General features: G+C 63.3%; 26 protein-coding genes and 2 pseudogenes. 10 read left to right on the plus strand and 18 right to left on the minus strand.

Annotated features, from left to right (window positions below; genetic code table 11):
• Positions 1-2,889, plus strand: coding sequence for an EAL domain-containing protein (locus X756_RS140360; protein ID WP_023706671.1), 2,889 nt, complete (start codon positions 1-3; stop codon positions 2,887-2,889).
• A 196-nt stretch (positions 2,890-3,085) separates the two neighbouring features.
• Here X756_RS140360 and X756_RS140355 read toward each other — a convergent pair whose 3' ends face one another.
• Positions 3,086-3,694: a YqgE/AlgH family protein gene (locus X756_RS140355; RefSeq protein WP_023668405.1), complete on the minus strand. Its 609-nt coding sequence runs from the start codon at positions 3,692-3,694 to the stop codon at positions 3,086-3,088.
• A gap of 215 nt (positions 3,695-3,909) precedes the next feature.
• On the opposite strand from X756_RS140355, the gene X756_RS140350 reads away from it, so the two are divergent.
• From X756_RS140350 to X756_RS140340, 3 genes are all read left to right on the plus strand, one after another.
• The gene (locus tag X756_RS140350; RefSeq protein WP_023731306.1) at positions 3,910-4,716 is read left to right on the plus strand and encodes a protein-disulfide reductase DsbD domain-containing protein; all 807 of its coding nucleotides are present in this window, start codon (positions 3,910-3,912) and stop codon (positions 4,714-4,716) included.
• A gap of 111 nt (positions 4,717-4,827) precedes the next feature.
• Positions 4,828-5,310, plus strand: a complete 483-nt coding sequence (locus tag X756_RS140345; RefSeq protein WP_023698522.1) for a peroxiredoxin — start codon at positions 4,828-4,830, stop codon at positions 5,308-5,310.
• Positions 5,311-5,388: 78 nt separating this feature from the next.
• Positions 5,389-5,868, plus strand: a complete 480-nt coding sequence (locus tag X756_RS140340) for a DUF2938 domain-containing protein (RefSeq protein WP_023731307.1) — start codon at positions 5,389-5,391, stop codon at positions 5,866-5,868.
• A 28-nt stretch (positions 5,869-5,896) separates the two neighbouring features.
• Here the strand turns inward: X756_RS140340 and X756_RS140335 are convergent, their stop codons facing one another.
• From X756_RS140335 to coxB, 13 genes and pseudogenes are all read right to left on the minus strand, one after another.
• The gene (locus X756_RS140335; protein ID WP_023731308.1) at positions 5,897-6,520 is read right to left on the minus strand and encodes a histidine phosphatase family protein; all 624 of its coding nucleotides are present in this window, start codon (positions 6,518-6,520) and stop codon (positions 5,897-5,899) included.
• Between the two features lie 29 nt (positions 6,521-6,549).
• Positions 6,550-7,095 carry a ribonuclease HI gene (rnhA, locus tag X756_RS140330; protein ID WP_023731309.1) on the minus strand — a complete coding sequence of 182 codons (546 nt, stop codon included), beginning with the start codon at positions 7,093-7,095 and terminating at the stop codon, positions 6,550-6,552.
• Positions 7,092-8,054: a homoserine kinase gene (locus X756_RS140325; protein WP_023731310.1), complete on the minus strand. Its 963-nt coding sequence runs from the start codon at positions 8,052-8,054 to the stop codon at positions 7,092-7,094. Before X756_RS140325 ends, rnhA begins: the two co-directional genes overlap by 4 nt.
• Before the next feature lie 7 nt (positions 8,055-8,061).
• Positions 8,062-9,072: a 4-hydroxy-3-methylbut-2-enyl diphosphate reductase gene (gene ispH, locus X756_RS140320; RefSeq protein WP_023731311.1), complete on the minus strand. Its 1,011-nt coding sequence runs from the start codon at positions 9,070-9,072 to the stop codon at positions 8,062-8,064.
• 96 nt (positions 9,073-9,168) lie between these two features.
• Positions 9,169-9,990: an SURF1 family protein gene (locus tag X756_RS140315; protein ID WP_023731312.1), complete on the minus strand. Its 822-nt coding sequence runs from the start codon at positions 9,988-9,990 to the stop codon at positions 9,169-9,171.
• Positions 9,987-10,373 carry a DUF983 domain-containing protein gene (locus tag X756_RS140310; RefSeq protein ID WP_023685423.1) on the minus strand — a complete coding sequence of 129 codons (387 nt, stop codon included), beginning with the start codon at positions 10,371-10,373 and terminating at the stop codon, positions 9,987-9,989. Before X756_RS140310 ends, X756_RS140315 begins: the two co-directional genes overlap by 4 nt.
• Positions 10,374-10,386: 13 nt before the next feature.
• A pseudogene (locus X756_RS1000000168095) lies at positions 10,387-10,521 on the minus strand (L,D-transpeptidase family protein); the annotation flags it as partial.
• An 82-nt stretch (positions 10,522-10,603) separates the two neighbouring features.
• Complete coding sequence (locus X756_RS140305; protein WP_023668416.1) at positions 10,604-11,485, minus strand: cytochrome c oxidase subunit 3; 882 nt, start codon at positions 11,483-11,485, stop codon at positions 10,604-10,606.
• A 1-nt stretch (position 11,486) separates the two neighbouring features.
• Positions 11,487-12,113: a cytochrome c oxidase assembly protein gene (locus X756_RS140300; protein WP_031239405.1), complete on the minus strand. Its 627-nt coding sequence runs from the start codon at positions 12,111-12,113 to the stop codon at positions 11,487-11,489.
• Positions 12,114-12,121: 8 nt separating this feature from the next.
• On the minus strand, positions 12,122-12,271 hold the full coding sequence (locus X756_RS140295) for a hypothetical protein (RefSeq protein WP_023698516.1): 150 nt from the start codon (positions 12,269-12,271) through the stop codon (positions 12,122-12,124).
• A gap of 2 nt (positions 12,272-12,273) precedes the next feature.
• Positions 12,274-13,218, minus strand: coding sequence for a heme o synthase (locus X756_RS140290; RefSeq protein ID WP_023731315.1), 945 nt, complete (start codon positions 13,216-13,218; stop codon positions 12,274-12,276).
• A 70-nt stretch (positions 13,219-13,288) separates the two neighbouring features.
• Entirely contained in the window at positions 13,289-14,941 is a 1,653-nt protein-coding gene (gene ctaD, locus X756_RS140285) for a cytochrome c oxidase subunit I (protein WP_023668420.1), read from the minus strand.
• 38 nt (positions 14,942-14,979) lie between these two features.
• On the minus strand, positions 14,980-15,864 hold the full coding sequence (gene coxB, locus X756_RS140280; protein WP_023687148.1) for a cytochrome c oxidase subunit II: 885 nt from the start codon (positions 15,862-15,864) through the stop codon (positions 14,980-14,982).
• 375 nt (positions 15,865-16,239) lie between these two features.
• Here coxB and X756_RS140275 point away from each other — a divergent pair, with 375 nt between their 5' ends.
• The 5 genes from X756_RS140275 (at position 16,240) to X756_RS140260 (ending at position 19,522) form a co-directional block, all read left to right on the plus strand.
• The gene (locus tag X756_RS140275) at positions 16,240-16,824 is read left to right on the plus strand and encodes an invasion associated locus B family protein (RefSeq protein WP_023668422.1); all 585 of its coding nucleotides are present in this window, start codon (positions 16,240-16,242) and stop codon (positions 16,822-16,824) included.
• Between the two features lie 69 nt (positions 16,825-16,893).
• On the plus strand, positions 16,894-17,091 hold the full coding sequence (locus X756_RS1000000169510; protein ID WP_155923284.1) for a hypothetical protein: 198 nt from the start codon (positions 16,894-16,896) through the stop codon (positions 17,089-17,091).
• Positions 17,088-18,791 carry a metalloprotease TldD gene (gene tldD / locus X756_RS140265; protein ID WP_245264574.1) on the plus strand — a complete coding sequence of 568 codons (1,704 nt, stop codon included), beginning with the start codon at positions 17,088-17,090 and terminating at the stop codon, positions 18,789-18,791. Before X756_RS1000000169510 ends, tldD begins: the two co-directional genes overlap by 4 nt.
• A gap of 79 nt (positions 18,792-18,870) precedes the next feature.
• Complete coding sequence (locus X756_RS1000000168100) at positions 18,871-19,146, plus strand: AbrB/MazE/SpoVT family DNA-binding domain-containing protein (RefSeq protein ID WP_084569973.1); 276 nt, start codon at positions 18,871-18,873, stop codon at positions 19,144-19,146.
• A complete protein-coding gene (locus X756_RS140260) occupies positions 19,133-19,522 on the plus strand; it encodes a type II toxin-antitoxin system VapC family toxin (RefSeq protein WP_023709873.1) in 390 nt (129 codons plus the stop codon). Before X756_RS1000000168100 ends, X756_RS140260 begins: the two co-directional genes overlap by 14 nt.
• Before the next feature lie 66 nt (positions 19,523-19,588).
• Here X756_RS140260 and X756_RS140255 read toward each other — a convergent pair whose 3' ends face one another.
• Both X756_RS140255 and X756_RS140250 read right to left on the minus strand, forming a co-directional pair.
• Positions 19,589-20,824, minus strand: a complete 1,236-nt coding sequence (locus tag X756_RS140255) for a class I SAM-dependent RNA methyltransferase (RefSeq protein WP_023731317.1) — start codon at positions 20,822-20,824, stop codon at positions 19,589-19,591.
• Positions 20,821-21,630, minus strand: a complete 810-nt coding sequence (locus X756_RS140250) for a TlyA family RNA methyltransferase (RefSeq protein ID WP_023731318.1) — start codon at positions 21,628-21,630, stop codon at positions 20,821-20,823. The genes X756_RS140255 and X756_RS140250 overlap by 4 nt, the downstream gene beginning before the upstream one ends.
• 146 nt (positions 21,631-21,776) lie before the next feature.
• Here X756_RS140250 and X756_RS04065 point away from each other — a divergent pair.
• Positions 21,777-22,179 (plus strand): annotated as a pseudogene (locus tag X756_RS04065) (GFA family protein).
• Here X756_RS04065 and X756_RS140245 read toward each other — a convergent pair.
• Both X756_RS140245 and dxs read right to left on the minus strand, forming a co-directional pair.
• Positions 22,176-22,460 carry a hypothetical protein gene (locus X756_RS140245; RefSeq protein WP_023668429.1) on the minus strand — a complete coding sequence of 95 codons (285 nt, stop codon included), beginning with the start codon at positions 22,458-22,460 and terminating at the stop codon, positions 22,176-22,178. The pseudogene X756_RS04065 and the gene X756_RS140245 sit on opposite strands and share 4 nt — an antisense overlap.
• A gap of 143 nt (positions 22,461-22,603) precedes the next feature.
• Entirely contained in the window at positions 22,604-24,517 is a 1,914-nt protein-coding gene (gene dxs, locus X756_RS140240) for a 1-deoxy-D-xylulose-5-phosphate synthase (RefSeq protein WP_023731320.1), read from the minus strand.
• Between the last annotated feature and the right edge of the window lie 79 nt (positions 24,518-24,596).

Here is a 24,596-nt window from a genome sequence, read left to right on the forward strand (position 1 = left end):
TTGACGAATTTCCTGCGAAACGGGTCGCTGTTGGCCTTTGTTCTGGCGGTTGTCGTCACGCTTTGCGCGGCGCTCCCGGCCTTCGCCGTCGAACCGATCAAGATTGCCCGCGACGATGTCGCGCTCGACCTGTCGCGCGCCGTCCAGATCTACGTCAATCAGGGCGAAAACTTCCAGGTGTCGACCGCGCCCGGTCCCGACGGCATCGTCCGGCGCATCGAGGTCGAGGCCAATGACGCGCGCTCGAGCGGTGACTGGGCGGTGTTTGCGCTCGCCAACACCACCGACCAGCAGCTCGACCGGCTGATCGTGGCGCCGCATTTCCGGCTGGTGAATTCCGGCATCTTCTGGCCCGATCTCGGCGCCACCCGCATCGCCGCTATCACCCCCAGCGAGGGATTCGCGCTCGACCGCCAGTCAAGCTCCGACGCCGACGTGTTCCGGGTGACGCTGAACCCGGGAACGGTGATCACCTTCATCGCCGAACTCGCCTCGCCGAAGCTGCCGCAGGTCTATCTATGGGAGCCGGAAGCCTACAAGGACTCGGTCAATTCCTATACGCTGTTCCGCGGCATCGTCATCGGCATCGCCGGGCTGCTGGCGCTCTTCCTGACCATCCTTTTCGTCGTCAAGGGAACCTCGATGTTTCCGGCGACAGCCGCACTTGCGTGGGCGGTACTTGCCTATATCTGCGTCGATTTCGGCTTTCTAAACAAGATCATAGAGATATCGCCCGGGAACGAGCAGATGTGGCGGGCGGGAACGGAGGTGGCGCTTGCGGCGACCTTCGTGGTGTTCCTGTTCGCCTATCTCAACCTCAACCGGTGGCACGGCCATTTCAGCTATGGCGCGCTGGTCTGGATCCTCGGCCTGGTGCTGATTGCGGGTGTGGCCATCATCGATCCGGCCGTCGCCGCCGGTATTGCCCGGCTGTCCTTCGCCGCCACCGCGCTGACCGGGCTTGGCCTCATCATCCTGCTCGGTCTTCGTGGTTATGACCGTGCGATCATGCTGGTGCCCAGTTGGGTGATGGTGCTGCTATGGCTGTGCGGGTCGTGGATGGCGATCACCGGCATGCTCGACAACGACATCGCCCAGCCGGCATTGGGCGGCGGGCTGATCCTGATCATCCTTTTGATCGGCTTCACCGTCATGCAGCATGCCTTTGCCGGCGGCGCGCTGCATCAGGGCCTGTTCTCCGACCTCGAACGGCAGGCGCTGGCCGTAGCCGGCTCCGGCGACACGGTGTGGGACTGGGACGTGCTGCGCGACCGCGTCGTCACCAAGCCCGACGTCAGCATCCAGCTTGGCCTCGCTCCCAACAGCCTGGGGGGTGCGGCCCGCAACTGGCTGCCGGTGCTGCATGCCGACGACCGCGACACGTTCCGCACCACGCTCGACGTGGTGCTCGAACATCGGCGCGGCCGGGTCTCGCAGAATTTCCGCCTGCGCGGCGCCGACGGGCACTACCACTGGTTCTTGCTTCGGGCGCGGCCGGTGATCGGCTCGGATGGCGAAGTGATTCGCTGCGTCGGCACCATGGTCGACGTTACCGAGCAGAAAAAGTCCGAGGAAAGGCTGCTGCACGATGCCGTTCACGACAATCTGACCGGCCTGCCCAACCGCGAACTTCTGATGAACCGGCTGGAAGCCATCATCTCGATCGCGCGCACCGAAGAGAAGGTGCGCCCCACCGTCTTCGTCATCGACATCGACCGTTTCAAGCAGGTCAATGACGGGCTTGGCATCTCGGCCGGCGACACCATCCTGCTCACCATTGCGCGCCGCTTGCACCGGCTGTTGAAACCTAAGGATTCGCTGTCGCGCTTTGCCGGTGACCAGTTCGCCCTGATGCTGCTCTCCGAACAGGAACCCTCCCGCATCGCGGCGGTGGCAGACGCCATCAAGCACGCCATCAACAACCCGATCACCTTCGCCAAGCGCGAGATCGTGCTGACTGCCTCGATCGGCCTGATCACCTGGACCTCGGCGCAGACTTCGGCAGAAGACATGGTCAAGGACGCCGAGCTTGCCATGCACCAGGCCAAGCGCTTCGGCGGCGACAGGATCGAGCCGTTCCGGCCGGCCTTCCGCACCGTCGGCACCGACCGGCTGCAATTCGAATCCGATCTGCGCCGCGCCATCGAGCGGCGTGAGTTCACCCTTGCCTACCAGCCGATCGTACGGCTGGAGGACGGCAGCATTGCCGGCTTCGAGGCGCTGCTGCGTTGGGACCATCCGCGCCGCGGCATGATCCCGCCGGGCGATTTCATCCCGGTCGCCGAAAGCTGTGGCCTGATCGTGCAGCTTGGGCTGTTTGCCATGCAGCAGGCGGCCGAAGACCTCGCCGGTTGGCAAAAGCAGATCGGCGACACGCCGCTGTCGGTGTCGGTCAATCTGTCCAGTCGCCAGCTGATCCGCCGCGACCTGGTCAGCGATGTCCGCTCGGTCATCGCCCGCGCCAATCTGAAGCCGCGCTGCTTCCGGCTCGAACTTACCGAATCGCTGGTCATGGACAATCCAGAGCAGACCTCGCATGTGCTGACCAAGCTCAAGCAGCTCGGCATCGGCCTGTCGCTGGACGATTTCGGCACCGGCTATTCCTCGCTCGCCTATCTGACCCGCTTCCCCTTCGACACCATCAAGATCGACAAGAGCTTCGTCGACGACGCGACGCCGAAGCGGGCGGTGCTGCTCAAATCCATGGTCAACATGGCGCATGAACTCGGCCTGTCGGTGGTGGCCGAGGGCATTTCCGACGAAAGCGATGCGCTGGAACTGCGCCAGATGGGCTGCGAGTATGTGCAAAGCTTCATGTTCGGCGCGCCGATGCCAGGCGACCAGGTGCTGAAGGCGTTGAAAGAGCAGTACCCGATGACGCAGGCGTGATGGGTGAGGCATGCGTCGTGCAGGCGCGTGGTTACATTGGAATGAACCCCGAAAATTAGCTGAAGCGACCGCGCCTTCGTCATCCTAGGGCGAAGCAAGGAGCGCAGCGACGCGGCGCAGACCCTAGGATGACGAAAGTGGCGGGCGGCTTCGGCTAGTCGCGAAGGTTCGGCGGAACGTCGGCGAATGCGAGGCCTCAGGCGTGCCCCGCGGCCAGGCTCAGATGCGCCAGATCAATCCCGATCGATGCCAGGATGCGGTCGTACTTCCGCTCGATGTCGGCGTCGAACAGCAGCTCCGGCGTGGCCGGACAGGTCAGCCAGCCATTCTCGGCGATCTCGGTTTCCAGCTGGCCGGCGCCCCAGCCGGAATAGCCGAGCGCCATCAATGCGCGCCGCGGGCCGCGGCCGGACGAGATGGCGCGCAATATGTCGACCGTCGCGGTCAGGCAGATATCGTCGGAGACGGTGAGCGAGGATTCCACCCGGTAGTCGCCCGAGTGCAGGACGAAGCCGCGGCTACGGTCGACGGGGCCGCCATTGCGCACGACGAAGTCGCGAGCCTGCGCCGGCAGCCTGATCGCCTCCTGCTCGTTCATGATGCCGAGCTGCACCAGAAGATCGGGAAACAGCATCTGTTGCGTCTGGTTGATGATCAGGCCCATGGCGCCTTCATCGCTGTGCGCGCAGATGTAGATGACCGAGCGCGTGAAGCGATCGTCCTTCATGCCGGGCATGGCAATCAGGAACTGGTCGTCAAGAAAGCCGCGTCCACCGGCTGTCTTTTTGTGGCGCAACAAGTCCATGGACTGGAGCGTAACGCGTTTCCGGGACGCCGAAAAGATGCGCCGCGTGCGATTCGGCCAAAGCCCAACGGTTGGAACAACGGAATCTTGACTGCGAACTTCACTCGGCCGATTGCTTGAAGCCAACTGTTCCTTGCCCGAAGGTCACGCAAATATGATACGCAGAGCGCCATGAAAACATTGCGCGGCCATGAACTGACGATCAAATCAACGCCATGCAAAGCTTGAAAATCCTGCTGCTCGGTATTGCTATCGGATGCGGAGCAGTCCTGCCCGCCGCCGCCGCCTCGTCGGAATGGTACAACAGCGAAGGCGGCAAGGTGCGGCTGGTGACAACAGGCAAGGCCGACGAGGCCGGTCGCATACAGGGCGTGCTCGAAATCGCGCTCAAGCCCGGCTGGAAAACTTATTGGCGCGATCCGGGCGACGCCGGCGTGCCGCCGCAGATCGACGTTTCGGCCAGCACCAACATCACCGATGCGGCGTTTTCCTTCCCGCCGCCGCAGCGCCATGACGACGGCTACGGCAAATGGGCCGGCTACAACCATCCGGTCTCGCTGCCGGTGACATTCACTTTGTCGTCGCCTGGGGATGCGGCCGTCATCGATGCCGACATCTTTCTTGGCATCTGCGAGACGATCTGTATTCCGGTGCAGACGCGGCTGAGCGTCGATCCCGCCGCCGATCCCGACAATGCCGAGGATGCGGCGCTGGTGAAGGCTGCACTCGCCACCTTGCCCGCGCCTGCCAAGCCCGATTTCGGGATCAAGGTGCTGCCGGGCGACCATGAGACGCTGATGGTCGAGGCGACTTTTCCCGGAGATCCGGAGGCGGCGGATTTATTCGTCGCCGGGGGACGCGATTATATGTTCGGGGCGCCTGCACGCAGCGAAAAGGACGGCCGGCTGGTATTTACCATTCCGATCCTCGACCGGCCGTCGACGACACCGACCGATGGCGGGTTGTATTACACCCTGACAAGTGCCGAAGGCGCGGTCGAGGGCGTTCTGCCGTTCCCCTGATACCGAACCCGATCCGGGCTTTCCCTTGATCCAGGCCTTGTCGGCGGTTGCGGGAGATGCCCGATTTCGCTATCGCAAGAAACCTTCCCTGCTTTTCACACGAGGACCATCATGACGATTGCCGTTGGCGACAAACTGCCCGATGCGACCTTCAAGGAAATGACCGCCGACGGCGCCAAGGTGATCACCTCGGCCGAGATTTTCGCGGGCAAGAAGGTCGTGCTGTTCGGCGTTCCAGGCGCCTTCACGCCGACCTGCAGCAACAATCATCTGCCGGGCTATCTCGAGAACCACGATGCCATCCTGGCCCGCGGCGTCGACACCATCGCCGTCGTGTCCGTCAACGATGTCCATGTCATGGGCGCCTGGGCCAATTTCACCGGCGGTCAAGGCAAGATCCTCTATCTCGCCGACGGCAATGGCGACTTCGCCAGGTCGATCGGCCTCGACTCCGACTATTCCAGCGGCGGCATGGGATTGCGCTCGAAGCGCTTCTCGATGATCGTCGACAACGGCAAGGTCACGGCGCTCAATGTCGAGACCAAGCCAGGAGTCGACACATCGGGTGCCGCTCACATTCTGAGCCAGCTCTAAACCGCGGCGGCCGCGTCGGCTCATGAGCGCCATGGCCTGACGACGACGCGCTTCCAGCCGGATTGCCTGCNATCGACGATGTTTGACATCATCTGGCGCAGCGTTGCGATCGGCATCGGCGCCACGGTGCTGATGGATCTTTGGGCGCTGTTCCTGCATCTGGCGCTCAGCCAGCCGCGGCCGAACTGGGGGCCGCCCGGCCGCTGGGTCTGGCACCTTAGGGAAGGCAAGGTTTTCCACGACGATATCGCCCAAGCCGCATCCTATGCGCATGAGCAGGCGCTGGGCTGGGCTTTCCACTATGTCACCGGCATCGTCTACGGCTTCATCCTGGTGGCGCTGGTGGGCACGGCATGGCTGGACGCGCCGACCTTCCTGCCGGCCTTCATCCTCGGCATGGTCACCATCGGCGCCGGCTGGTTCCTGCTGGCGCCCGGCATGGGCGCCGGTTGGGCCGCCTCAAAGCGCCCCAACGCGATGCAGATCCGCGCCTTCAACGTGATCTCGCACACGGTGTTCGCGCTCGGCCTCTACGGCACGGCCCTTTTGATCCGCTGAGGATTCTATTTGCTGATCGTGAGCGGCTTCATCGCGGCGAGGGTATCGATGATTTCCTGACGCCGCTTTGGCGCGGCGCCAGACTGTCGATCGGCCGCCAGCCGTGGACGACGCGGCGCGTGCCGACATCATAGGCGAAGTAATTACCACCGCCGGCCGGCTGATCCGCCTCGCGGCTGATTGCGCGGCCGCTGAGCGAGAGCAGCAAGAGCGTTCCTACGCCGCCATGGCCGACGAAGGCAATGTCGCCGCCATCCGCAGCACCCAGCACCGTTTCGACCTCGCTGACAATGCGTTGTTGGGCATCGATGGCCCGCTCCCAGCCGCGGATGCTTTTGTGCGGGTTGGCGAAGAACTGGTCGGCGACCGCCTCGAACTCCGGCGGCGGCAGGAAGCCGGTTGCCGACCGATCGTTCTCGTGCATGCGCTCCCGCACCTCGACCGCGAGGCCGAGGTGTTTGCCAAGAATCTCGGCGGTTTCGATCGCCTTGCGTTCGGCCGACGAGACGACCCGCCGGATCGACCCGACCCATGGCTGCTCGAGCATGGCTGATGCTCGAGCCCGTCCGATCTCGGACAGCCCCCAGTGCGGCACGGGAACGTTGGCATCGATCTGAACCTGGGGATGGGCGATGTAGTATACGATCGGCATGAGTGAGGTCTCCTGCCGGTAGCTTGAGCTCAATAGCTCTGGGTCGAGCGCCGTGCCCGTGGCGCCGCAGGCTGCTTCTCGGATGCCGCCGGCTTCAGCGCCGCCGCAGGCTTCGGCGCCACAGGTTTTAACGGACCCTTCTTGAACGGCGCCATGCCTTCCCTTGCGAGTTCGTCGGCGCGTTCGTTCTCGGTGTGGCCGGCATGGCCCTTGACCCAGTTCCAGGTCACCTTGTGGCGCCGATTGGCCTCATCCAGCGCCTGCCACAGTTCACCGTTCTTGACCGGCTTCCTGTCAGCGGTCTTCCAGCCGTTTTTCTTCCAGCCGTGGATCCATTTGGAGATACCGTCCATGACATATTTGCTGTCGGTGTGAAGCTCGACGGTACACGGCTCCTTCAGCGCATTCAGCGCCGAGATGGCGGCCAGCAGCTCCATACGGTTATTGGTCGTCTCGGCCTCGCCGCCCGACAATTCCCTGGTCTTGCCGTTGAAGCGCAGGATGGCGCCCCAGCCGCCGGGACCGGGATTGCCCGAGCAGGCGCCGTCGGTGAAGATTTCAACCTGCTTGGTCATGTCAGTCCGTATTCAGAAGGCGACTTGATCGCGCGGTGGAAGCGCATGCGGCGGATATATTCGGTCGGATCGCGCTTCATGACCAGCCCGCCGTCGGGAACGGTCAGCCAGTCATAGAGCCGGGTCAGCATAAAGCGCAGCGCCGAGCCGCGAGAAAGCATCGGCAGCGCTGCTTTCTCGCCATCGCTCAAAGGCCGCACGCTCTGATAGCCGGCCAGCAGCGCCGTGCCTTTGGTCAGGTTGAAGGAGAAATCCTTCTCGAAACACCAGGCGTTGAGACAGGTGGCGACGTCATAGGCGTAGAGGTCGTGGCAGGCGAAATAGAAGTCGATGAGGCCGGACAGTTTCTCGCCGAGGAAGAAGACATTGTCGGGAAACAGATCGGCATGGATGATGCCTGCCGGCAGGCCTGGCGGCCAATGGCGTTCGAAATCCGCGAAATCCGCGTCGACCTCGGCCGCCAGTCCCGGCTCGACCTCGTCGGCTCGGTCGCGCGAGGCATTCCAGAGTTTGCGCCAGCCCTCGATGGCGAGCGCGTTGTCACGCGTCATCGCAAAATCCTGGCCGGCGAGATGCAGGGCGGCGAGCGCCTTGCCGACCTCCGCGCAATGCGCCGCTGTCGGCCGCCGGAGCGACAGGCCCTCGAGGAAGGTGATGATGACCGCGGGGCGGCCGGCCAGCGTGCCGATGACGGTGCCGTCATGCGCGGTCACCGGCAACGGGCAGGAAATGCCTTTGCGGGCGAGATGGCCCATCAGGCCGAGGAAGAACGGCAGGTCGGCCTTGTCGACGCGCTTCTCGTAAAGCGTCAGTATGTAAGAGCCGCTTGAGGTGTGCAGCAAAAAGTTCGAATTCTCGGTGCCTTCGGCGATCCCCTTGTAGGACAAGAGTTCGCCGACCGGATATGCCCTCAGGAACGCGCCGAGTTCGCCCTCATTGACGTCGGTGTAGACCGCCATGGGCTGTTCACGCGGCTCCGTTGACGAAGGCCATGTCGGCCCGCGTCAGTTCGACATCGCGCAGAACCCGCATGACTGGAAAATCCTCCGTTTCGGTGGCGGTGATCGCCAGGTCGATGGTCACCTCGAAGCGCTGGCGGAAGGCATCGATGATCTCGTCGACGATGATCTCCGGCGCCGACGCGCCGGCAGACAGGCCGAGCGTCGAGATGTTTGTGACGTCATTCCACGGAATTTCGGCGGCGCGCTGTACGAGAAGCGACATGGTGGCGCCGGCGCGCTCCGCCACTTCGACAAGACGGCGCGAATTGGAGGAATTGGGCGCACCGACGATCAGATAGAGATCGGCGCCGGCGGCGGTTTCCTTGACCGCTTCCTGGCGGTTGGTGGTGGCGTAGCAGATCGATTCGGCGGCCGGTGCATGCAGTTGCGGGAAGCGCTCCTGCAGCACCCGCAATATGCCGGCAGTGTCTTCGACCGACAACGTTGTCTGGCTTACGAAGCCGAGCGCTTCCGGGTCGGCGGGGGCAAAGGTCCCAGCGTCGGCTTCGGTCTCGATCAGCGTGACGGCGCCTTCAGCCAGTTGGCCCATGGTGCCGATCACTTCGGGATGGCCGGCATGGCCGATCAGAAGCACATGGCGGCCGAGCCGCTGATGGCGCATCGCCTGCTTGTGCACCTTGGACACCAGCGGGCAGGTGGCGTCGAGATAGAAGAGCTCGCGTGCCTTGGCGTCGGCCGGCACCGATTTCGGCACGCCGTGGGCCGAGAAGACAACCGGCGACTTGCGGTGCTCGGCCGGGATTTCCGAGAGTTCCTCGATGAAAACCGCGCCAAGGCTTTGCAGGCCCTCGACGACATAGCGGTTGTGCACGATCTCGTGGCGGACATAGACCGGCGCGCCGTATTTCTTCAACGCCAGCACGACGATCTGGATCGCGCGGTCGACACCGGCGCAAAAGCCGCGCGGCTGGCAGAGCCGGATCGTCAGCGGTGGTTTTGTGGCGGTCTGCAGCATGATTCCAGATCGGTTGATCGTATCGTGACGCGAAATGAGGTGTGCACCCCTGCCCTGTCAAGGGCAGTTGAGATCAGGTTGAATGGTCAGCCTGATCTAACTCTTTGTTGGAGCATGATCTTGTCCGAAAACCGGTTCCCACTTTTCGGGATGATGCTCTGGATCATTCAGTCTTGCCGGACGGCGCAGCCTGACGATCAGAACCGCGGCAAGAGCCGCCGCCAGGCCATACCAGGTGAAGGCATATTGCAGATGAGAGTTCGGCAGGTCGATGATGGTGACGCCGCCGACCGGCAGCCCGCCCGGGTTCGGCGTCTTGTCGGCGTCGATGAAGATCGGCACCAGCACGGCACCGGCCGGCAGGCCGGCACTCGCCGCCATGGCATCGCGATCCTTCCAATAGAAGATGTTCTTGGCCACGTCATTGTCGGGCAGCATCATCGACGGCTTGGCCGGCAGCGGGTTGCGCGCCAGGCCGGTGACCGTGACCTTGCCGGTCACCTGCCCTTGCGGGCGCTTGGCGGCATCCTTTACATCATAGGGAACGAAGCCGCGGTTGATCAGGACATAGCGGCCATCGTCGAGGGCCAGCGGGGTATAGACGTTGAAGCCGGCGTCGCCGTCCCATGTGGCGTAGAAATGCCGCTCGCCGGAGTGCAGGAACGTCCCGCTGACGGTGACCGGCGTGTAGTCGACATCACCGGTGGCGGCGAATTCCTTCTCGACGTCCGCCAGCGGCTGCGGCGTTGAATGGGTGCGCTGGTCGATGGTCTGCAGAAGGGCTTCCTTCCAGTACAGGCGCTGCACCTGCCATGTGCCAAGCCCGAGCAGGATGACGAACACCACCAGGCCGAGGCCGAGCAGCAATGCCGTCTTCGGCCGCAAGCGGCCGGCGGGCTTGGTCAGAGCCTCGTTCATTGCCCCTGGTCCAGGCGGCCTTCGGCCGCCTTGTTGGCGTATTGAAGCGTCAGCAGCACCCCCTTGATCAACCTCAGCGCCGTCAGGCACAGTCCCACGGCCAGCGGTATCCAGATGATGAAATGCAGCCAGAGCGGCGGGCTCAGCGTCACCTCCACCCACAGCGCCAGCCCCACGACGATGAAGCCGATGATCAGGATGACGAACACCGCCGGGCCGTCGCCGGCATCGGCGTAGGAATAGTCGAGGCCGCAATTGTTGCAGCGCTTGCCGACGGTGAGGAAGCCGGAAAACAGCCGTCCTTCGCCGCAGCGCGGGCAGCGTCCGTGCAGGCCGGCCGAGATCGGCTCGATGGGTGGCCAGATCGCCCTATCTTCACTCATGGATAGTCATGCTTTACGGCTCGATTTCGATCAGCGTTCCATCCGGCACCATAGTCCAGATTTGGTCCATGTCGCAGTCGGTAACCCCAATGCAGCCATCGGTCCAGTCGACCAATTGAAGCAGCCAGCCCGACCAGCCGTATCCGTTGGCCATTGATGGGCGCCGAAAAGACGAAAGGCGACCGCGTTGCCGCGACCGCCCTTCTGATTTGTCGGTTCGGTGAAAGCCGTCAGTGGCCTTCGATCACCGCGCCGACCGATCCCCAGACGTAGATCGATGCGAACAGGAACAGCCAGACCACGTCGACGAAGTGCCAGTACCAGGCAGCCGCCTCGAACCCGAAATGCTGCTTGGGCGTGAAGTCGCCTTTCCAGGCGCGGATCAGGCAGACCAGGAGGAAGATGGTGCCGATGATGACGTGGAAGCCATGGAAGCCGGTCGCCATGAAGAAGGTGGCGCCGTAGATGGAATCCTTGAAGCCGAACGGAGCGTGCATGTACTCGTAGGCCTGCACCATGGTGAACAGCATGCCGAGGCCGACGGTCAGCACCAGGCCGTTGATCAGGCCCTTGCGGTCGCCATGGATAAGCGAATGGTGCGCCCATGTCACCGTGGTGCCCGACAGAAGCAGGATGATGGTGTTGTAGAGCGGCAGATGGAAGGGATCGAGGACTTCGAGACCCTTCGGCGGCCAGACGCCACCAGTGAAAGCGGTGCGGGCGTAATTCTGCACTTCGCTCGGAAACAGGCTGGCATCGAAATAGGCCCAGAACCAGGCAACGAAGAACATCACTTCCGAAGCGATGAACATGATCATGCCGTAGCGCAGATGCAGCGACACGACGCGCGTGTGGTGGCCCTCATGCGCTTCCTTGATGGTGTCCGACCACCAGGCAAACATCGTGTAGAGGACGATGACGAGGCCGATGAAGAACAGCCATGGATTGGCGATGTTGTGGCCGAAAATCGGGAAATCGCCGTTCTTGAGATACTGCATCAGGGCGACGCCGCCGACTGCAGTCACCAGTGCGCCTATCGACCCCAGGAAGGGCCACGGGCTCGGGTTGACGAGATGGTAGTCGTGTTGTGGTTTTGCGTGCGCGTCTGCCATATCAACCCCCGAGATTTGCTTCGGTATCTGAAACTTTGCTGCTGCTGTCCGGCGTCGATGACGCCACCGGCTTGTTCTTTTGGACCGGGAACATCGTGTAGGACAGGGTGATGGTCTTCAAGTCCTTCAGTTCCGGCACGTTGACGATATCGGGATCCACATAGAACACGACCGGCATGTCCAGCGTCTCGCCGGGCTTCAGCGTCGTGTCGGTGAAGCAGAAACACTCGACCTTGTTGAAGTAGGGGCCCGCCAGTTCCGGCTGCACGTTGAAGGTGGCGCGGCCGGTAACGGCGCGGTCGAACTTGTTGGTGGCGCTGTAATGCGCCTGCGTGGTCTCGCCGATCTTGATGGTGACCGAACGGGCGACCGGCTGGAACTGCCACGGAATGCCGTTGGTGTTGGCGTCGAAGCGCACGGTGATGTCGCGGTCGAGGATGCGGCCGGCATATTGCTTTTCGGCGCGCTGCGTCGTGCCGCCATAGCCGGTAGCCTGGCAGAACATCTTGTAGAACGGCACCGCGGCGTAGGCCATGCCGATCATGCCGCCGAAGAAGGCGACGCAGACCGCGGCGACGGCGCGGTTGGTGTTCTTCTTCCTGGGATCGGTCACGGTCTGGCGGGTCATCATCGGCCTCATCCGGTATGGCCGAATTTCACGATGGTCGCGACGTAGAAGATGACGACCAGAATCGCCAGCGCGACGCCGATCGCCGCCGAACGGTTGCGCCGCGCCTTCTTCTGGCTTTCGGTCAGCGTGACCAGTTCAAGCTTCTTGTCGATCATGGTCATGCTCCACCGATGGCCAAAGCGCGACCGACGACACAGTCGGCAAGATAGATGGCGAAGATGGCGAAGAGGTAGAGCAGCGAATAGGCGAACAGAGCCTTGGCCGGCTTCATGACGCGGTCGCTATCGGTCATGCACACCACTTTCCAGGCATACCAGACGAAGCCGGCGCCGAGAGCGACTGACGCGACGCCATAGAAGGCGGTGGCGAAACCGAGCACCAAGGGCAGCACGCCGATCGGCGCCAGGATCAGGGCGTAGGCAAAGATCTGGCGGCGGGTCGAGGCCTGGCCGGCAACGTTCGGCATCATCGGGATGCCAGCCTTGGCGTAGTCGTCGGACTTGAACAGCGCCAGCGCCCAGAAGTGCGGCGGCGTCCACAGGAAGATGATCAGGAACAGGACGAGGCTTTCCAGGCTCACCGTTCCGGTCACCGCGGCCCAACCGATGACCGGCGGGATGGCGCCGGCGGCGCCGCCGATGACGATGTTCTGCGGCGTCGAGCGCTTCAGCCACATCGTGTAGACGACGGCGTAGAAGAAGATGGTGAAGGCAAGCAGCGCCGCCGACAGCCAGTTGACCAGTACGCCCAGCGTCATCACCGACAGCACCGAAAGCACAAGGCCGAAGCTCAGGGCTTCGCCGGGCAGGATGCGGCCGGAGGGTACCGGGCGGCCGGCGGTCCGGCTCATTACTGCGTCGATGTCGGCGTCGTACCACATGTTGAGCGCACCAGAGGCGCCGGCGCCGATGGCAATGGCCAGGATGGCGATCACCGCCAGCAGCGGGTTGATGGTCACGGGCGCAGCGACCATGCCGACAAAGGCCGTGAACACCACCAGCGACATGACACGCGGCTTCAGCAGGGCGAAGAAATCGCCCGACGTGGCTTCCGACATGCGAAAGCCCGCTTCGTCAATCATTGGGTCGTCGACAAGGGCCATGCGTACATAAGTCCAATAATTCCGTTGGCCGAAACCGCCGGCGGGCCGGCGGTTTCGTATTCGGGCTGCCTTACTTGATCTTCGGCAGCTGTTCCCACTGGTGGAAGGGCGGCGGCGAAGGCAGCTGCCATTCGAGCGTCGTTGCACCCTCGCCCCACGGATTGGCGCCGGCGACGCGCTTCTTCTGGAAGGCCTCGAACACGCCATAGAGGAAGATCACCACGCCGACGGCCGATATATAGGAGCCGTAGGACGACACCATGTTCCAGCCGGCGAACGCGTCGGGATAATCGATGGTGCGGCGCGGCATGCCGGCCAGACCGAGGAAATGCTGCGGGAAGAAGATCAAATTGACGCCGACGAAGGTGACCCAGAAGTGGGTGTTGGCGATCACCGGCGAGTACATGTAGCCGGTCATCTTGGGGAACCAGTAGTACCAGCCGGCGAAGATGGCGAAGACCGCACCCAGCGACAGCACATAGTGGAAGTGGGCAATGACGAAATAGGTGTCATGCAGCGAGCGGTCGAGGCCGGCATTGGCGAGCTGGACGCCGGTGACACCGCCGACCGTGAACAGGAAGATGAAGCCCAGCGCCCACAGCATTGGCGTCTTGAACGAGATCGAGCCGCCCCACATCGTCGCGATCCAGGAGAAGATCTTCACGCCTGTCGGCACGGCGATGACCATGGTGGCAAAGACGAAGTAGCGCTGCGTGTCGAGCGACAGGCCGGTCGTGTACATGTGGTGCGCCCAGACGATGAAGCCGACGGCGCCGATCGCGACCATGGCGTAGGCCATGCCGAGATAGCCGAACACCGGCTTCTTCGAGAAGGTCGAGACGATGTGGCTGATGATGCCGAAGCCCGGCAGGATCAGGATGTACACTTCGGGGTGACCGAAGAACCAGAACAGATGCTGGAACAGGATCGGATCACCGCCGCCATCCGGGGCGAAGAAGGTGGTGCCGAAATTGCGGTCGGTAAGCAGCATGGTGATGCCACCGGCCAGAACCGGAAGCGACAAGAGCAGCAGGAAGGCGGTGATCAGAACCGACCAGGCAAACAGCGGCATCTTGTGCAGCGTCATGCCCGGCGCGCGCATGTTGAAAATGGTGGTGATGAAGTTGATGGCGCCCAGGATCGAGGACGCGCCGGCAATGTGGATCGACAGGATCGCCAGATCCATGGCCGGCCCGGGCTGGCCGGAGGTCGACAGCGGCGGATAGAGCGTCCAGCCGCCGCCAACGCCGTACGCGCCGGGCGCGCTCGGCATGAAAGCCGAAGCGATCAGCAGCAGGAAGGCCGGCGGCAGCAGCCAGAACGAGATGTTGTTCATGCGCGGGAAGGCCATGTCAGGCGCGCCGATCATGATCGGCACCATCCAGTTGGCGAAGCCGCCGATCAGCGCCGGCATGACCATGAAGAAGATCATGATCAGTGCGTGCGCGGTGCCGAAGGCGTTGTACATGCTCTTGCCGCCGTCGATGGCGGCATCGCCGTTCATGCCGTAGACCATCTGCGCCAGACCGGTGAATATCTGGATGCCCGGCTCCTGCAGCTCCATGCGGATGACGACCGAAAGCGCGCCGCCGACGATGCCCGCGAAAATCGCGAAGATCAGGTAGAGCGTGCCGATGTCCTTGTGGTTGGTGGAGTACACCCACCGGACCCAGCCGTGATAGGGCTTGTGGTCGTGGTCGTCGTGAGCTGCAGCTTCTGCCATGGTCGGCTCCGTTCCCTAATTCTTGCTAACCCGCGGCATCAATTGCCGGCGGCCGCTACCTTGTTGGTACCGTCGACCTCGGCCATCAGCGCCTTGTTGGCGCCGGGGAGGTCGGTCTTGGCTGCTGCCAGCCAGGTCTTGTACTGCGCATCGGATACGACGCGGACGGCGATCGGCATGAAGGCATGGTCCTTGCCGCAGAGCTGCGAGCACTGGCCGTAATAGATGCCTTCCTTTTCCGCCTTGAACCACGTCTCGTTGGTGCGGCCGGGAACCGCGTCCATCTTGATGCCGAAGGCCGGAACGGCAAAGGAATGGATCACGTCGGCTGCGGTAACCAGGACGCGCGTCATGGTGTTGACCGGCACGACCAGCTCGTTGTCGACCGCCAGCAGGCGCGGATAGACCTTCCGGTCTTCCTTGCCGATCGCGGCGCGGTCGGCGTCCTGCAGGATGGCCGAGTTGAAGGAGAGCGTGTTCTCGGTCTGGTACTCATAGTCCCAGTTCCACTGATTGCCCGTTACCTTGACGGTCAGCTTGGCCTCTTCCGGCGGCGTGTACTGCGCCGTCAGCAGCTGGAACGAGGGAATGGCGATGAACAGCAGGACGACGACCGGCCCGACTGTCCAGATGATCTCGATCAGCGTGTTGTGGCTGGTCTTGGACGGAACCGGGTTTTTGCTGGCGCGGAACCTGAAGATGCACCAAGCGAGAAGCGCCAGAACCAAAGCAGTGATCGGGACGACGAACCACATCGTGTAGTTCCCGAACCACTCGATCTGCCGCATCATGTCTGTCGCCGGCGGCTGAAAAGTCATCTCCCACGGCTGCGGCTGGGCCGCATGGGCGGAGGCACCGGCGAAAAATGCGGCGGCGGCGCCTGCCGTTGCCATCAATTTGGCGCTTGCTGGGAATTTTCTCATCGCCCTCTTCATCTCCCGGTTCCTCGCGATCGCGACGCAAGAATATCGAACAATGCCGGGATGGGAATCCCGGACAGTCCCAAGGGTGGTTCAAACCATACTCTATTTCCCTCCGCAAGAAAGGAGCGGGCGAAACCGTGCGGCATTTTTGCGCGCAAGTGCTGCCGCGCTGTTTCGACGGCCTCGTGGCCCGCGCGGGTCGTCGACAGACAGGCTATGCGGGCTTGTGTCCGGAATGCGCCCGACGGTCGCAATTCGGGCGAATTTGCTAGGGAAAAGCGCATTATTGCGCCTGCCGGGGCTGACCGGCGGTCGCCCTATCCTTTACTTGGCCTTGGCGCGGCTTAAAGTGCCGTGATTCGCAATGGAGCCGTCATGACCTCTTGGCTTTCGAGAAACGCCTGGCATTCGAAGAGCGCCTGGCATTCGAAAAGCGCTTGGCTTTCGAGAAGCGGGGCGAAGGTCGTTTTTCTCGCCGCCCTGATCGGTATCGGCTCGTCCGCAACCGGCGTCGCCAATGCAGCGCAGCCCAGCGGCACGGTCAAGTCAACGCATGGCGCGTGGTCGATCATCTGCGACACGCCGGCCGGCGCCACCTCGGAACAATGCGTGATGATGCAGAACGTCGTTGCCGAGGATCGCCCGGAAATGGGACTGTCCGTCGTCGTCCTGCGCACCGCCGACAACAAGGCCGAGATCCTGCGCGTGCTGGCCCCGCTCGGCGTTCTGCTGCCCAATGGCCTGGGCCTCAATGTCGACGGCAAGGATATTGGCCGCGCCTATTTCGTGCGCTGCTTCCAGGACGGCTGCTATGCCGAGGTCATTCTCGAAAAACCGCTGCTCGATACGCTGAAGACCGGGACGTCGGCCACCTTCATCGTCTTCCAGACGCCGGAAGAAGGCATCGGCATCCCCGTCGACCTCAAGGGCTTCGCCGACGGTTTTGCCGCCCTGCCCTGAGCTTGATGCTTGCGAAACCGTCTTTCCTCACAATTCCCACGGGTTTGATCTTTGGCTGTGGGGGTCATCATGCGTGCTTGTTCTTTGCTTTTGTCGACCGGTCTAATCCTGACCGGCGCCGTTTCCGTCGCCTTTGCCGAGGATTCCGAAATCATCACGGCGCCCGATCCGGCCGTCATTTTCGAGCTTGCGAAAGGCTATGGCTCGGCCAAGATGGACAAGGACGACGGGGCGATCCGATGGTCTCGGGCCGGCTTCAGGGCATGAAATATGTCATCTACTTCTATGGCTGCGAAAACCATGAGAAGTGCAAGTCGATCCAGTTCTCCTCGGGCTATACCGACCCCTTCACGGCCGACCAGGCCGATGAATGGAACAAGAAATATCGCTGGGTGAAGGCCTTTTCGGGTGACGGGTCGAACTTCAAGATGGATGTCATGTTCAGGGGCGGGGTTACCCGCTCCTACCTGCTGCGGATCGTCATTGCGGATTGTGCAGGCGCGTCTTCGCGCCTACATCGTGGCAACACCATTCCTCTTGTGAGCGGACCTGCCATGAACAGCCTGACCGGCCAATTCGACATTTCAGACGATCGCATCAAGCGGATCGTCGCCGACACACTGAACGGCGCCGACGACGGCGAACTGTTCCTCGAATACAGCGAGAGCGAAGCGCTGATGTTCGACAATGGCAGGCTGAAGACCGCCAATTTCAACACTGACCAGGGTTTTGGCCTTCGCGCCGTGGCCGGCGAGGCCAGCGGCTACGCCCATTCCAGCGATCTTTCCGAGGCGTCGCTGCTGCGCGCCGCCGACGTCGTCTCGACCGTCAAGGGCGGCTATTCCGGCACGCTTGCCGGGGCGCCCGCGCGCACCAACCGCCATCTCTATGGCGAGGAGAACCCGATCCCCTCGCCTTCCTTCGAGGTCAAGGCCAAGCTGTTGCAGGAGATCGACGCATGGCTGCGTGCCGAGGACCCGCGCGTGCGCCAGGTGACGGCCTCGCTCGCGGCGTCCTGGCAGCATGTCGAGATCGTGCGCGCCGACGGCCAGATCGTGCGCGACATCCGCCCGCTGGTCCGCATCAACGTTTCCGTCGTCGTCGGCGACGGCGACCGCCAGGAAAGCGGTTCCTATGGCATGGGCGGGCGCAAGGCGTTCGGCGAGTTCCTGGTCGAGGACGCCTGGAAGCATGCGGCCAGGGAGGCGCTCAGGCAGGCGCTGGTCAATCTCGAAGCCATTCCCGCGCCGGCCGGAACGTTCGACATCGTTTTGTCCAGCGGCTGGCCGGGCGTCATGCTGCATGAGGCTGTCGGCCACGGGCTGGAAGGCGACTTCAACCGCAAGAAGACGTCCGCCTTCGCCGGCCTGCTGGGCCAGCAGGTGGCGGCCAAGGGCGTTACCGTGGTCGATGACGGCACCATGCCGGAGCGGCGGGGTTCGCTGACCGTCGACGATGAAGGCACGCCTTCGGCCCGCAATGTGCTGATCGAGGACGGCAAGCTTGTCGGCTACATGCAGGACCGCCAGAACGCCCGGCTGATGGGCATGAAAGCCACGGGAAACGGCCGGCGCGAAGGCTATGCGCACCAGCCGATGCCGCGCATGACCAACACCTATATGACGGCGGGCGACATGGAGCCGGACGAGATCATCGCCTCGGTCAAGACCGGCATCTATGCCGTATCCTTCGGCGGCGGCCAGGTCGACATCACGTCAGGCAAGTTCGTGTTCGGCTGCACCGAGGCCTACATGATCGAGAACGGCAAGGTGACGCAGCCGATAAAGGGCGCCATGCTGATCGGCAACGGACCGGACGCCATGCACCGCGTTTCGATGATCGGCAACGACATGAAACTCGACACCGGCATCGGCATGTGCGGCAAGGCCGGACAAGGCGTGCCGGTCGGCGTCGGCCAGCCGCATCTCAGGATGAACCAGATGACCCTCGGCGGCACCAGGGTTTGAGCGAGGAGACGTCGGCGGGCTTGAATAGTTCCCCTCACAGGGATATCTTACCTTTGTCTTACACAAGAGTAATACCGCAATGGGTGCAATAGAAAAGCTTATAACGACCGTCTCGACCAAGGGACAAGTCATCCTGCCCAGCGCTATCCGCAAACGGAGGGACTGGGGCGCGGGCACGCGCCTGCAGGTCGAAGACACACCGGACGGTGTACTTTTGAGACCGGCGCCTGCCTTTGTCCCGACACGACCAGAAGATGTCTTTGGTGTCCTGCCGCACAGTGGCAGACCGAAGACCTTGGAGGAGATGGACGCAGCCGTCCTTGCTGAAGCACGGCGGCGCCATGCTCGCGATTGATACCAACGTTGTCGTCAGGTATCTGACGAACGACGATCCCGAGCAGTCCCCGCGAGCCCGGCGGCTGATCGACGGTCAGCCCGTTTTCGTCGCCGTCACGGTGATCCTGGAGGCTGAGTGGGTGCTGCGCAGCGGCTATGGTTATGATCAGGCCTCGATCGTCAATGCACTGCGGGTGTTCGGCGGGCTTCCCACTATCGAGATAGAGGATGCTGCGATGGTCTCTTCCGCGGTCGATCTAGCCGAGACGGGAATGGATTTCGCCGATGCGCTCCATCTGGGCAAGTCCTCGCACTGCTCAGCATTTGTGTCCTTCGACCGTAAGTTCATCAAGGCCGCACAAGCGGCCGGGTACGAAAGCGTTCGCGAAGGCTAGTTTGCCAGCCGGCTACGTCTTGCGGGGGGCGGCAAACTCAAGCACGGCCTTGTGAAAATCGGCGGATTAACGTCGCCGTTTCGGCTTCTCCAGCAGCGCCACGGCCTCGACATGCGGCGACCACAGGAACTGGTCGATGGGCGTGACGCTCTTCAAGATGTAGCCGCCGTCAATCAGGATGCGCAGGTCGCGTGCCAGCGTCACCGGATTGCAGGAGACGGCGGCGACGAACGGCACATCCGAGCGGGCGATCTGCTTCGACTGGTCCTCGGCGCCGGCGCGCGGCGGGTCGAAGACGACGCCATCGAAAGCATTCAGCTCCTTGAACGTCACCGGCCGCCGGAACAGGTCGCGGCGTTCGCCGGTTACCCGCTTCAGGCCGGTGGCGAAGCGCGATCCGCGGTCGAGCGCCGAAAGGGCTGCCGCGTCGCCTTCGACCGCGTGGACTTCGGATTTGGCCGCCAGCCGAAGCGCAAAGCTGCCGCAGCCGGCGAAAAGATCCGCGACTTTCCTGGCCCGCTTCAGATGTCCGCCAACGAGATCGGCCATCGTCTGTTCGGCGGCTTGCGTTGCCTGCAGGAAGGCGCCAGGCGGTATGGCGACAGCGACGGTGCCGAACATGACCACCGGCTTTTTCGGCTCGATGACGATCTCGTCGTCGATCGAAAGCCGGGCAAAGCCATTGGCCATGATGAAGTTGGAGGCGACCCGGCGCTGGTTCTCGCCCAGCTTGCCCGACTCATAGACAGCGACGTCAAGCCCCGAGCCCGTCACAGTGACCGCCATCCGGAACGATTTGGTGGTGGCGCAAACCAGGTCGGCGACCGACCTCAAGCGATCGAGCGCGGCAACGATCTCCGGCAGCGAGATCGGACATTCCTCGATGGGGATGATTTCCGGCGAAAGATGGCGATGGAAGCCAAGCAGCATGCCTGTGTCGGCGCGCCTGGCGGCAAGCACGACGCGGCGGCGTGTGTGTGGCGCACACGGCACCAGGGCGCCGATGTCGCCGGCAATGCCTTTCAAAGCGTGCACGACCTTGTCGCGTTTCCATTGCTGGTAAGCGTCGGCTTGCAGATGCTGGACGGCGCAGCCGCCACATTCGGTGAAATGCCGGCAGGCCGGATCGATACGCAGCGGCGACGTCTCCAATACCGCCATCAGCATGGCGCGATCCCTCTCGCGCGCGGCGGTGACGGTCTCGCCGGGCAGGGTGAAGGGAATGAACAGCTCGCCGGTTTCCGTCTCGGCGACGCCGTCGCCCTGCGAACCCAGTCTCTTGATGGTGAAGCCCGTGCTCATCGGTCCTTGGTCCCGGCATCCTTGGTCCCGGCATCCTTGATCCCGGCATCCTTGATCCCGGCAAGCAGGAATTCGCGGTTGCCGTCCCCGCCTTCGATCGGCGACATGTGCAAGCCCAATGTACGCCAGCCAGGGACGCCTTCGAGCCATTCCTGCAGCAAGCCGGCCACACGGGCGGCGTCATAAGGGTCTTTCAAAAGACCGCCCTTGCCGATCGCCTCGCGGCCGGCCTCGAATTGCGGCTTGACCAGAAACACCGCACGAGCGCCGTCCCGTGCCAATGCCAACGCCGGTGGCATCGCCAGTTTCAACGAGATGAAGCTGACATCGGAGACGATGAAATCGGGGATACGGCCGCCGAGATCGGCAGCCGCGAGCTCGCGAGCGTTGAGGCCCTCGATCACGGTGACGCGCGGGTCGGACGAGACACCGGGATGCATCTGGCCGTGGCCGACATCGATGGCAGTGACATGGGCCGCGCCGCGTTCGAGCAGCACCTGGGTGAAGCCGCCTGTCGAGGCGCCGATATCGAGGGCTTCACTGCCCGCGGGATCGAGACTGAAATGGTCGAGCCCGGCGATCAGCTTCAGCGCCGCGCGTGAGACATAACCCTGCGCCGGGTCGTCGATGACGATGAGACAGTGCGGCAGAACCGTCTGGCCGGGCTTGCGGGCGACCACGCCGTCGACCGTCACGGTGCCGCGCTCGACCGCGTCGCGGGCGCGCGAGCGGCTCGCAAACAGGCCGCGCTGGACGAGCAATTCGTCGAGCCGCTGGCGTGTGCTGGCTGGCAGAGGGGAGTTCATCGGCCTTCATGGCGAAAGCCGGCCGCGAAGGCAAGGACATTGGCATAGGAGGACGTCGAGACCCGGGCCGCAAGCCAGTCCGCCCGGTTGAATAGCGCAGCCAGTCCGGCAAGATGTAGAGGCTCAGGCAATGCGGAGGAAGACGAATGCTGACGGGAACCTGCCATTGCGGCGCCGCCCACTGGACCCTGGAAGGCGATCCCGGCCCGATCACGGCCTGCAATTGCACGCTTTGCCGCCGCTATGGCACACTCTGGGCCTATGACTTTGTCGACGAGCGTATCCGGCTTGTGGGGCCTGTGCAGTCCTACACCCGCGCTGGCAAGGAGACGCCGTCGCTGGAAATACTGTTTTGCCCGACATGTGCCTGTGTGCTTGCCTGGCGCGGTTTGCGCCGCAGCGACAGCGGCCGCACGCGGATCGCCGTCAATGTCAGGCTGGCACCGCCGGAGGCGGTCGCCGACCTGCCGATCGACCATTTCGACGGGCTGGACAACTTATGACGACCTGCCGCGCGATGGGCGCTGCGTGCGCGATATGTGGTTTTAGAAGATCGTCCGTGAGACCTGCCGTTCAACGGCCGGCATCAGGCCGTCGCTTCCGTCATCTGAAGCCTGCTTGCGCGGGCGCTCGACAGCAACGACTGGTGCGTCCGGCACGACGACAAGCTGCGGCACCTGCTTGTAGGAAAAAGCGCCCCTGATATCGCCCATCTTGCGGGCGACGATGCCTGCCACCGCCTGTTCGAGCTTGCGGTCATAGCGCGTCTCGGCCATGGCCGGCGCGGCGATGACGGCCAAAAGGGCCGCGCCGCACAGAAGCGTTCGCATTGTTTTTAACTCCCTGCCTGGAGAGTTCTAGCAGGGCGGCGTTGAAAAACGGCCAAAAGAGACGGTAAGCGAAACGCCAAAGAGAAGCGTTAACAAAGTGTCAGGCTTGCTCAGGCAACTGCTTCAGCTGCGTGAGGTTTGATTCAGGCGCGCTGCGCGCGCGCGGAATGGCCGAGCGCGACGAACACGGTGCGCACGATGCCGGCCGCGTCGAGCCCGGCATCGGCATACATTTTTTCCGGCTTGGCGTGGTCGGTGAACTCGTCCGGCAGCACCAGCGGCCGAACTTTCAGACCGCTTTCCAGCAAGCCTTCATGGGCGAGGAACTGCAGCACGTGGCTGGCGAAACCGCCGACAGCCCCCTCTTCCACCGTCACCAGCACTTCGTGCGAGCGGGCGAGACGGCGGATCAAATCCTCGTCCAGCGGCTTGGCGAAACGGGCGTCCGCAACCGTCGTCGAAAGCCCTGCCGCGCCGAGTTCCTCGGCCGCCAGCAGACAGTCCTGCAGTCTTGTGCCAAAGGACAGAAGCGCCACCTTGGTGCCTTCCCTGACGATGCGGCCCTTGCCAATTTCGAGCACCGAGCCGCGCTCCGGCATGTCGACGCCGACGCCATTGCCGCGCGGATAGCGGAAGGCGATCGGGCCTTCGTCATAATAGGCGGCGGTGCGCACCATGTGGCGAAGCTCCGCCTCGTCGGCGGCCGCCATCACCACGAAGCCCGGCAGCGTCGCCAGGAAGGTGGTGTCGAAGGCGCCGCAATGAGTGGCGCCGTCGGCGCCGACGAAACCGGCGCGGTCGATCGGGAAACGCACCGGCAGTTTCTGGATCGCCACATCATGGACGACCTGATCGTAGGCGCGCTGCAGGAAGGTCGAATAGATGGCGGCGAAGGGCTTGTAGCCCTCGCTGGCGAGGCCGGCGGCGAAGGTCACGGCATGTTGCTCGGCAATGCCGACATCGAAGGTCCGGGTCGGAAACGCTTCGCCGAACAAATCGAGGCCGGTGCCGTTCGGCATGGCGGCGGTGACGGCGACGATAAGTTCGTCCAGGCGGGCTTCCTGGACCAGGCTTTCGGCAAACACCTTGGTGTAGGCCGGCGCATTGGCCGGGGCCTTGGTCTGCGCGCCGGTGATGACGTCGAACTTGTTCACGCCATGATATTTGTCGGCCGCAGCCTCGGCCGGCGCGTAGCCCTTGCCCTTCTGGGTCACGACATGGATCAGCACCGGACCGTCGGCATGGTCGCGGACGTTCTTCAGCACCGGGATCAGATGCTCGAGATTGTGGCCGTCGATCGGGCCGATATGGTAGAAGCCAAGCTCCTCGAACAGCGTGCCGCCGGTGACGTAGCCGCGCGCATGCTCGACCGCCCGCTTGATGGCGCGGTCGGCGCGCTTGCCGAGATAGGAGGTCAGCTTCTTGCCGAAATCGCGCAGGCCAAGATAGGTCTTGCCCGACGCGAGCCGCGCCAGATAGGCGCTCATGGCGCCGGTCGGCGGCGCGATAGACATGTCGTTGTCGTTGAGGATGACGATCAGCCGGGCATCAAGCGCGCCGGCATTGTTCATGGCTTCATAGGCCATGCCGGCGGACATGGCGCCGTCGCCGATGACGGCAATGACATTGTTGTGGCCGCCCGAGAGGTCGCGCGCCATGGCCATGCCGAGGCCGGCGGAAATGGAGGTCGAAGAGTGCGCGGCGCCGAACGGGTCGTATTCGCTCTCGGCGCGACGGGTGAAGCCGGACAGGCCGCCTTCTTGCCTGAGCGTTCGGATGCGGTCGCGGCGGCCGGTCAGGATCTTGTGTGGATAGGCCTGGTGGCCGACATCCCAGATCACGCGGTCTTCCGGCGTGTTGAAGACATAGTGCAGCGCCACCGTCAGTTCGACGACACCGAGGCCGGCGCCGAGATGCCCGCCCGTATGCGAGACGGCATCGATCAGCTCGGCGCGCAGCTCCGAGGCCAGCTGCGGCAGCTCGCTTTCGTCAAGCTTCTTCAGGTCGGCTGGAATGCGGACCTTGTCGAGAAGCGGCGTATGCAGCGTTGCGTTCACTGTTAAAGGGCCTGCTCAGCTATAATGCGCGTCGATCATGGCGAAATATGCCTGCGTCGCCGGAATGTAAATGCGTGTC

Source organism: Mesorhizobium sp. LNJC405B00, assembly GCF_000502615.1.
Taxonomy (GTDB): domain Bacteria; phylum Pseudomonadota; class Alphaproteobacteria; order Rhizobiales; family Rhizobiaceae; genus Mesorhizobium.

Bases quoted from the DNA above. Each gene is read 5' to 3' on its own strand.
- X756_RS140355 (WP_023668405.1), bottom strand. From the start codon at position 3,694: ATGGACTTGTTGCGCCACAAAAAGACAGCCGGTGGACGCGGCTTTCTT.
- X756_RS140350 (WP_023731306.1), top strand. From the start codon at position 3,910: ATGCAAAGCTTGAAAATCCTGCTGCTCGGTATTGCTATCGGATGCGGA.
- X756_RS140345 (WP_023698522.1), top strand. From the start codon at position 4,828: ATGACGATTGCCGTTGGCGACAAACTGCCCGATGCGACCTTCAAGGAA.
- X756_RS140340 (WP_023731307.1), top strand. From the start codon at position 5,389: ATGTTTGACATCATCTGGCGCAGCGTTGCGATCGGCATCGGCGCCACG.
- X756_RS140335 (WP_023731308.1), bottom strand. From the start codon at position 6,520: ATGCCGATCGTATACTACATCGCCCATCCCCAGGTTCAGATCGATGCC.
- rnhA (WP_023731309.1), bottom strand. From the start codon at position 7,095: ATGACCAAGCAGGTTGAAATCTTCACCGACGGCGCCTGCTCGGGCAAT.
- X756_RS140325 (WP_023731310.1), bottom strand. From the start codon at position 8,054: ATGGCGGTCTACACCGACGTCAATGAGGGCGAACTCGGCGCGTTCCTG.
- ispH (WP_023731311.1), bottom strand. From the start codon at position 9,072: ATGCTGCAGACCGCCACAAAACCACCGCTGACGATCCGGCTCTGCCAG.
- X756_RS140315 (WP_023731312.1), bottom strand. From the start codon at position 9,990: ATGAACGAGGCTCTGACCAAGCCCGCCGGCCGCTTGCGGCCGAAGACG.
- X756_RS140310 (WP_023685423.1), bottom strand. From the start codon at position 10,373: ATGAGTGAAGATAGGGCGATCTGGCCACCCATCGAGCCGATCTCGGCC.
- X756_RS140305 (WP_023668416.1), bottom strand. From the start codon at position 11,485: ATGGCAGACGCGCACGCAAAACCACAACACGACTACCATCTCGTCAAC.
- X756_RS140300 (WP_031239405.1), bottom strand. From the start codon at position 12,113: ATGACCCGCCAGACCGTGACCGATCCCAGGAAGAAGAACACCAACCGC.
- X756_RS140295 (WP_023698516.1), bottom strand. From the start codon at position 12,271: ATGATCGACAAGAAGCTTGAACTGGTCACGCTGACCGAAAGCCAGAAG.
- X756_RS140290 (WP_023731315.1), bottom strand. From the start codon at position 13,218: ATGGCCCTTGTCGACGACCCAATGATTGACGAAGCGGGCTTTCGCATG.
- ctaD (WP_023668420.1), bottom strand. From the start codon at position 14,941: ATGGCAGAAGCTGCAGCTCACGACGACCACGACCACAAGCCCTATCAC.
- coxB (WP_023687148.1), bottom strand. From the start codon at position 15,864: ATGAGAAAATTCCCAGCAAGCGCCAAATTGATGGCAACGGCAGGCGCC.
- X756_RS140275 (WP_023668422.1), top strand. From the start codon at position 16,240: ATGACCTCTTGGCTTTCGAGAAACGCCTGGCATTCGAAGAGCGCCTGG.
- X756_RS1000000169510 (WP_155923284.1), top strand. From the start codon at position 16,894: ATGCGTGCTTGTTCTTTGCTTTTGTCGACCGGTCTAATCCTGACCGGC.
- tldD (WP_245264574.1), top strand. From the start codon at position 17,088: ATGAAATATGTCATCTACTTCTATGGCTGCGAAAACCATGAGAAGTGC.
- X756_RS1000000168100 (WP_084569973.1), top strand. From the start codon at position 18,871: ATGGGTGCAATAGAAAAGCTTATAACGACCGTCTCGACCAAGGGACAA.
- X756_RS140260 (WP_023709873.1), top strand. From the start codon at position 19,133: ATGCTCGCGATTGATACCAACGTTGTCGTCAGGTATCTGACGAACGAC.
- X756_RS140255 (WP_023731317.1), bottom strand. From the start codon at position 20,824: ATGAGCACGGGCTTCACCATCAAGAGACTGGGTTCGCAGGGCGACGGC.
- X756_RS140250 (WP_023731318.1), bottom strand. From the start codon at position 21,630: ATGAACTCCCCTCTGCCAGCCAGCACACGCCAGCGGCTCGACGAATTG.
- X756_RS140245 (WP_023668429.1), bottom strand. From the start codon at position 22,460: ATGCGAACGCTTCTGTGCGGCGCGGCCCTTTTGGCCGTCATCGCCGCG.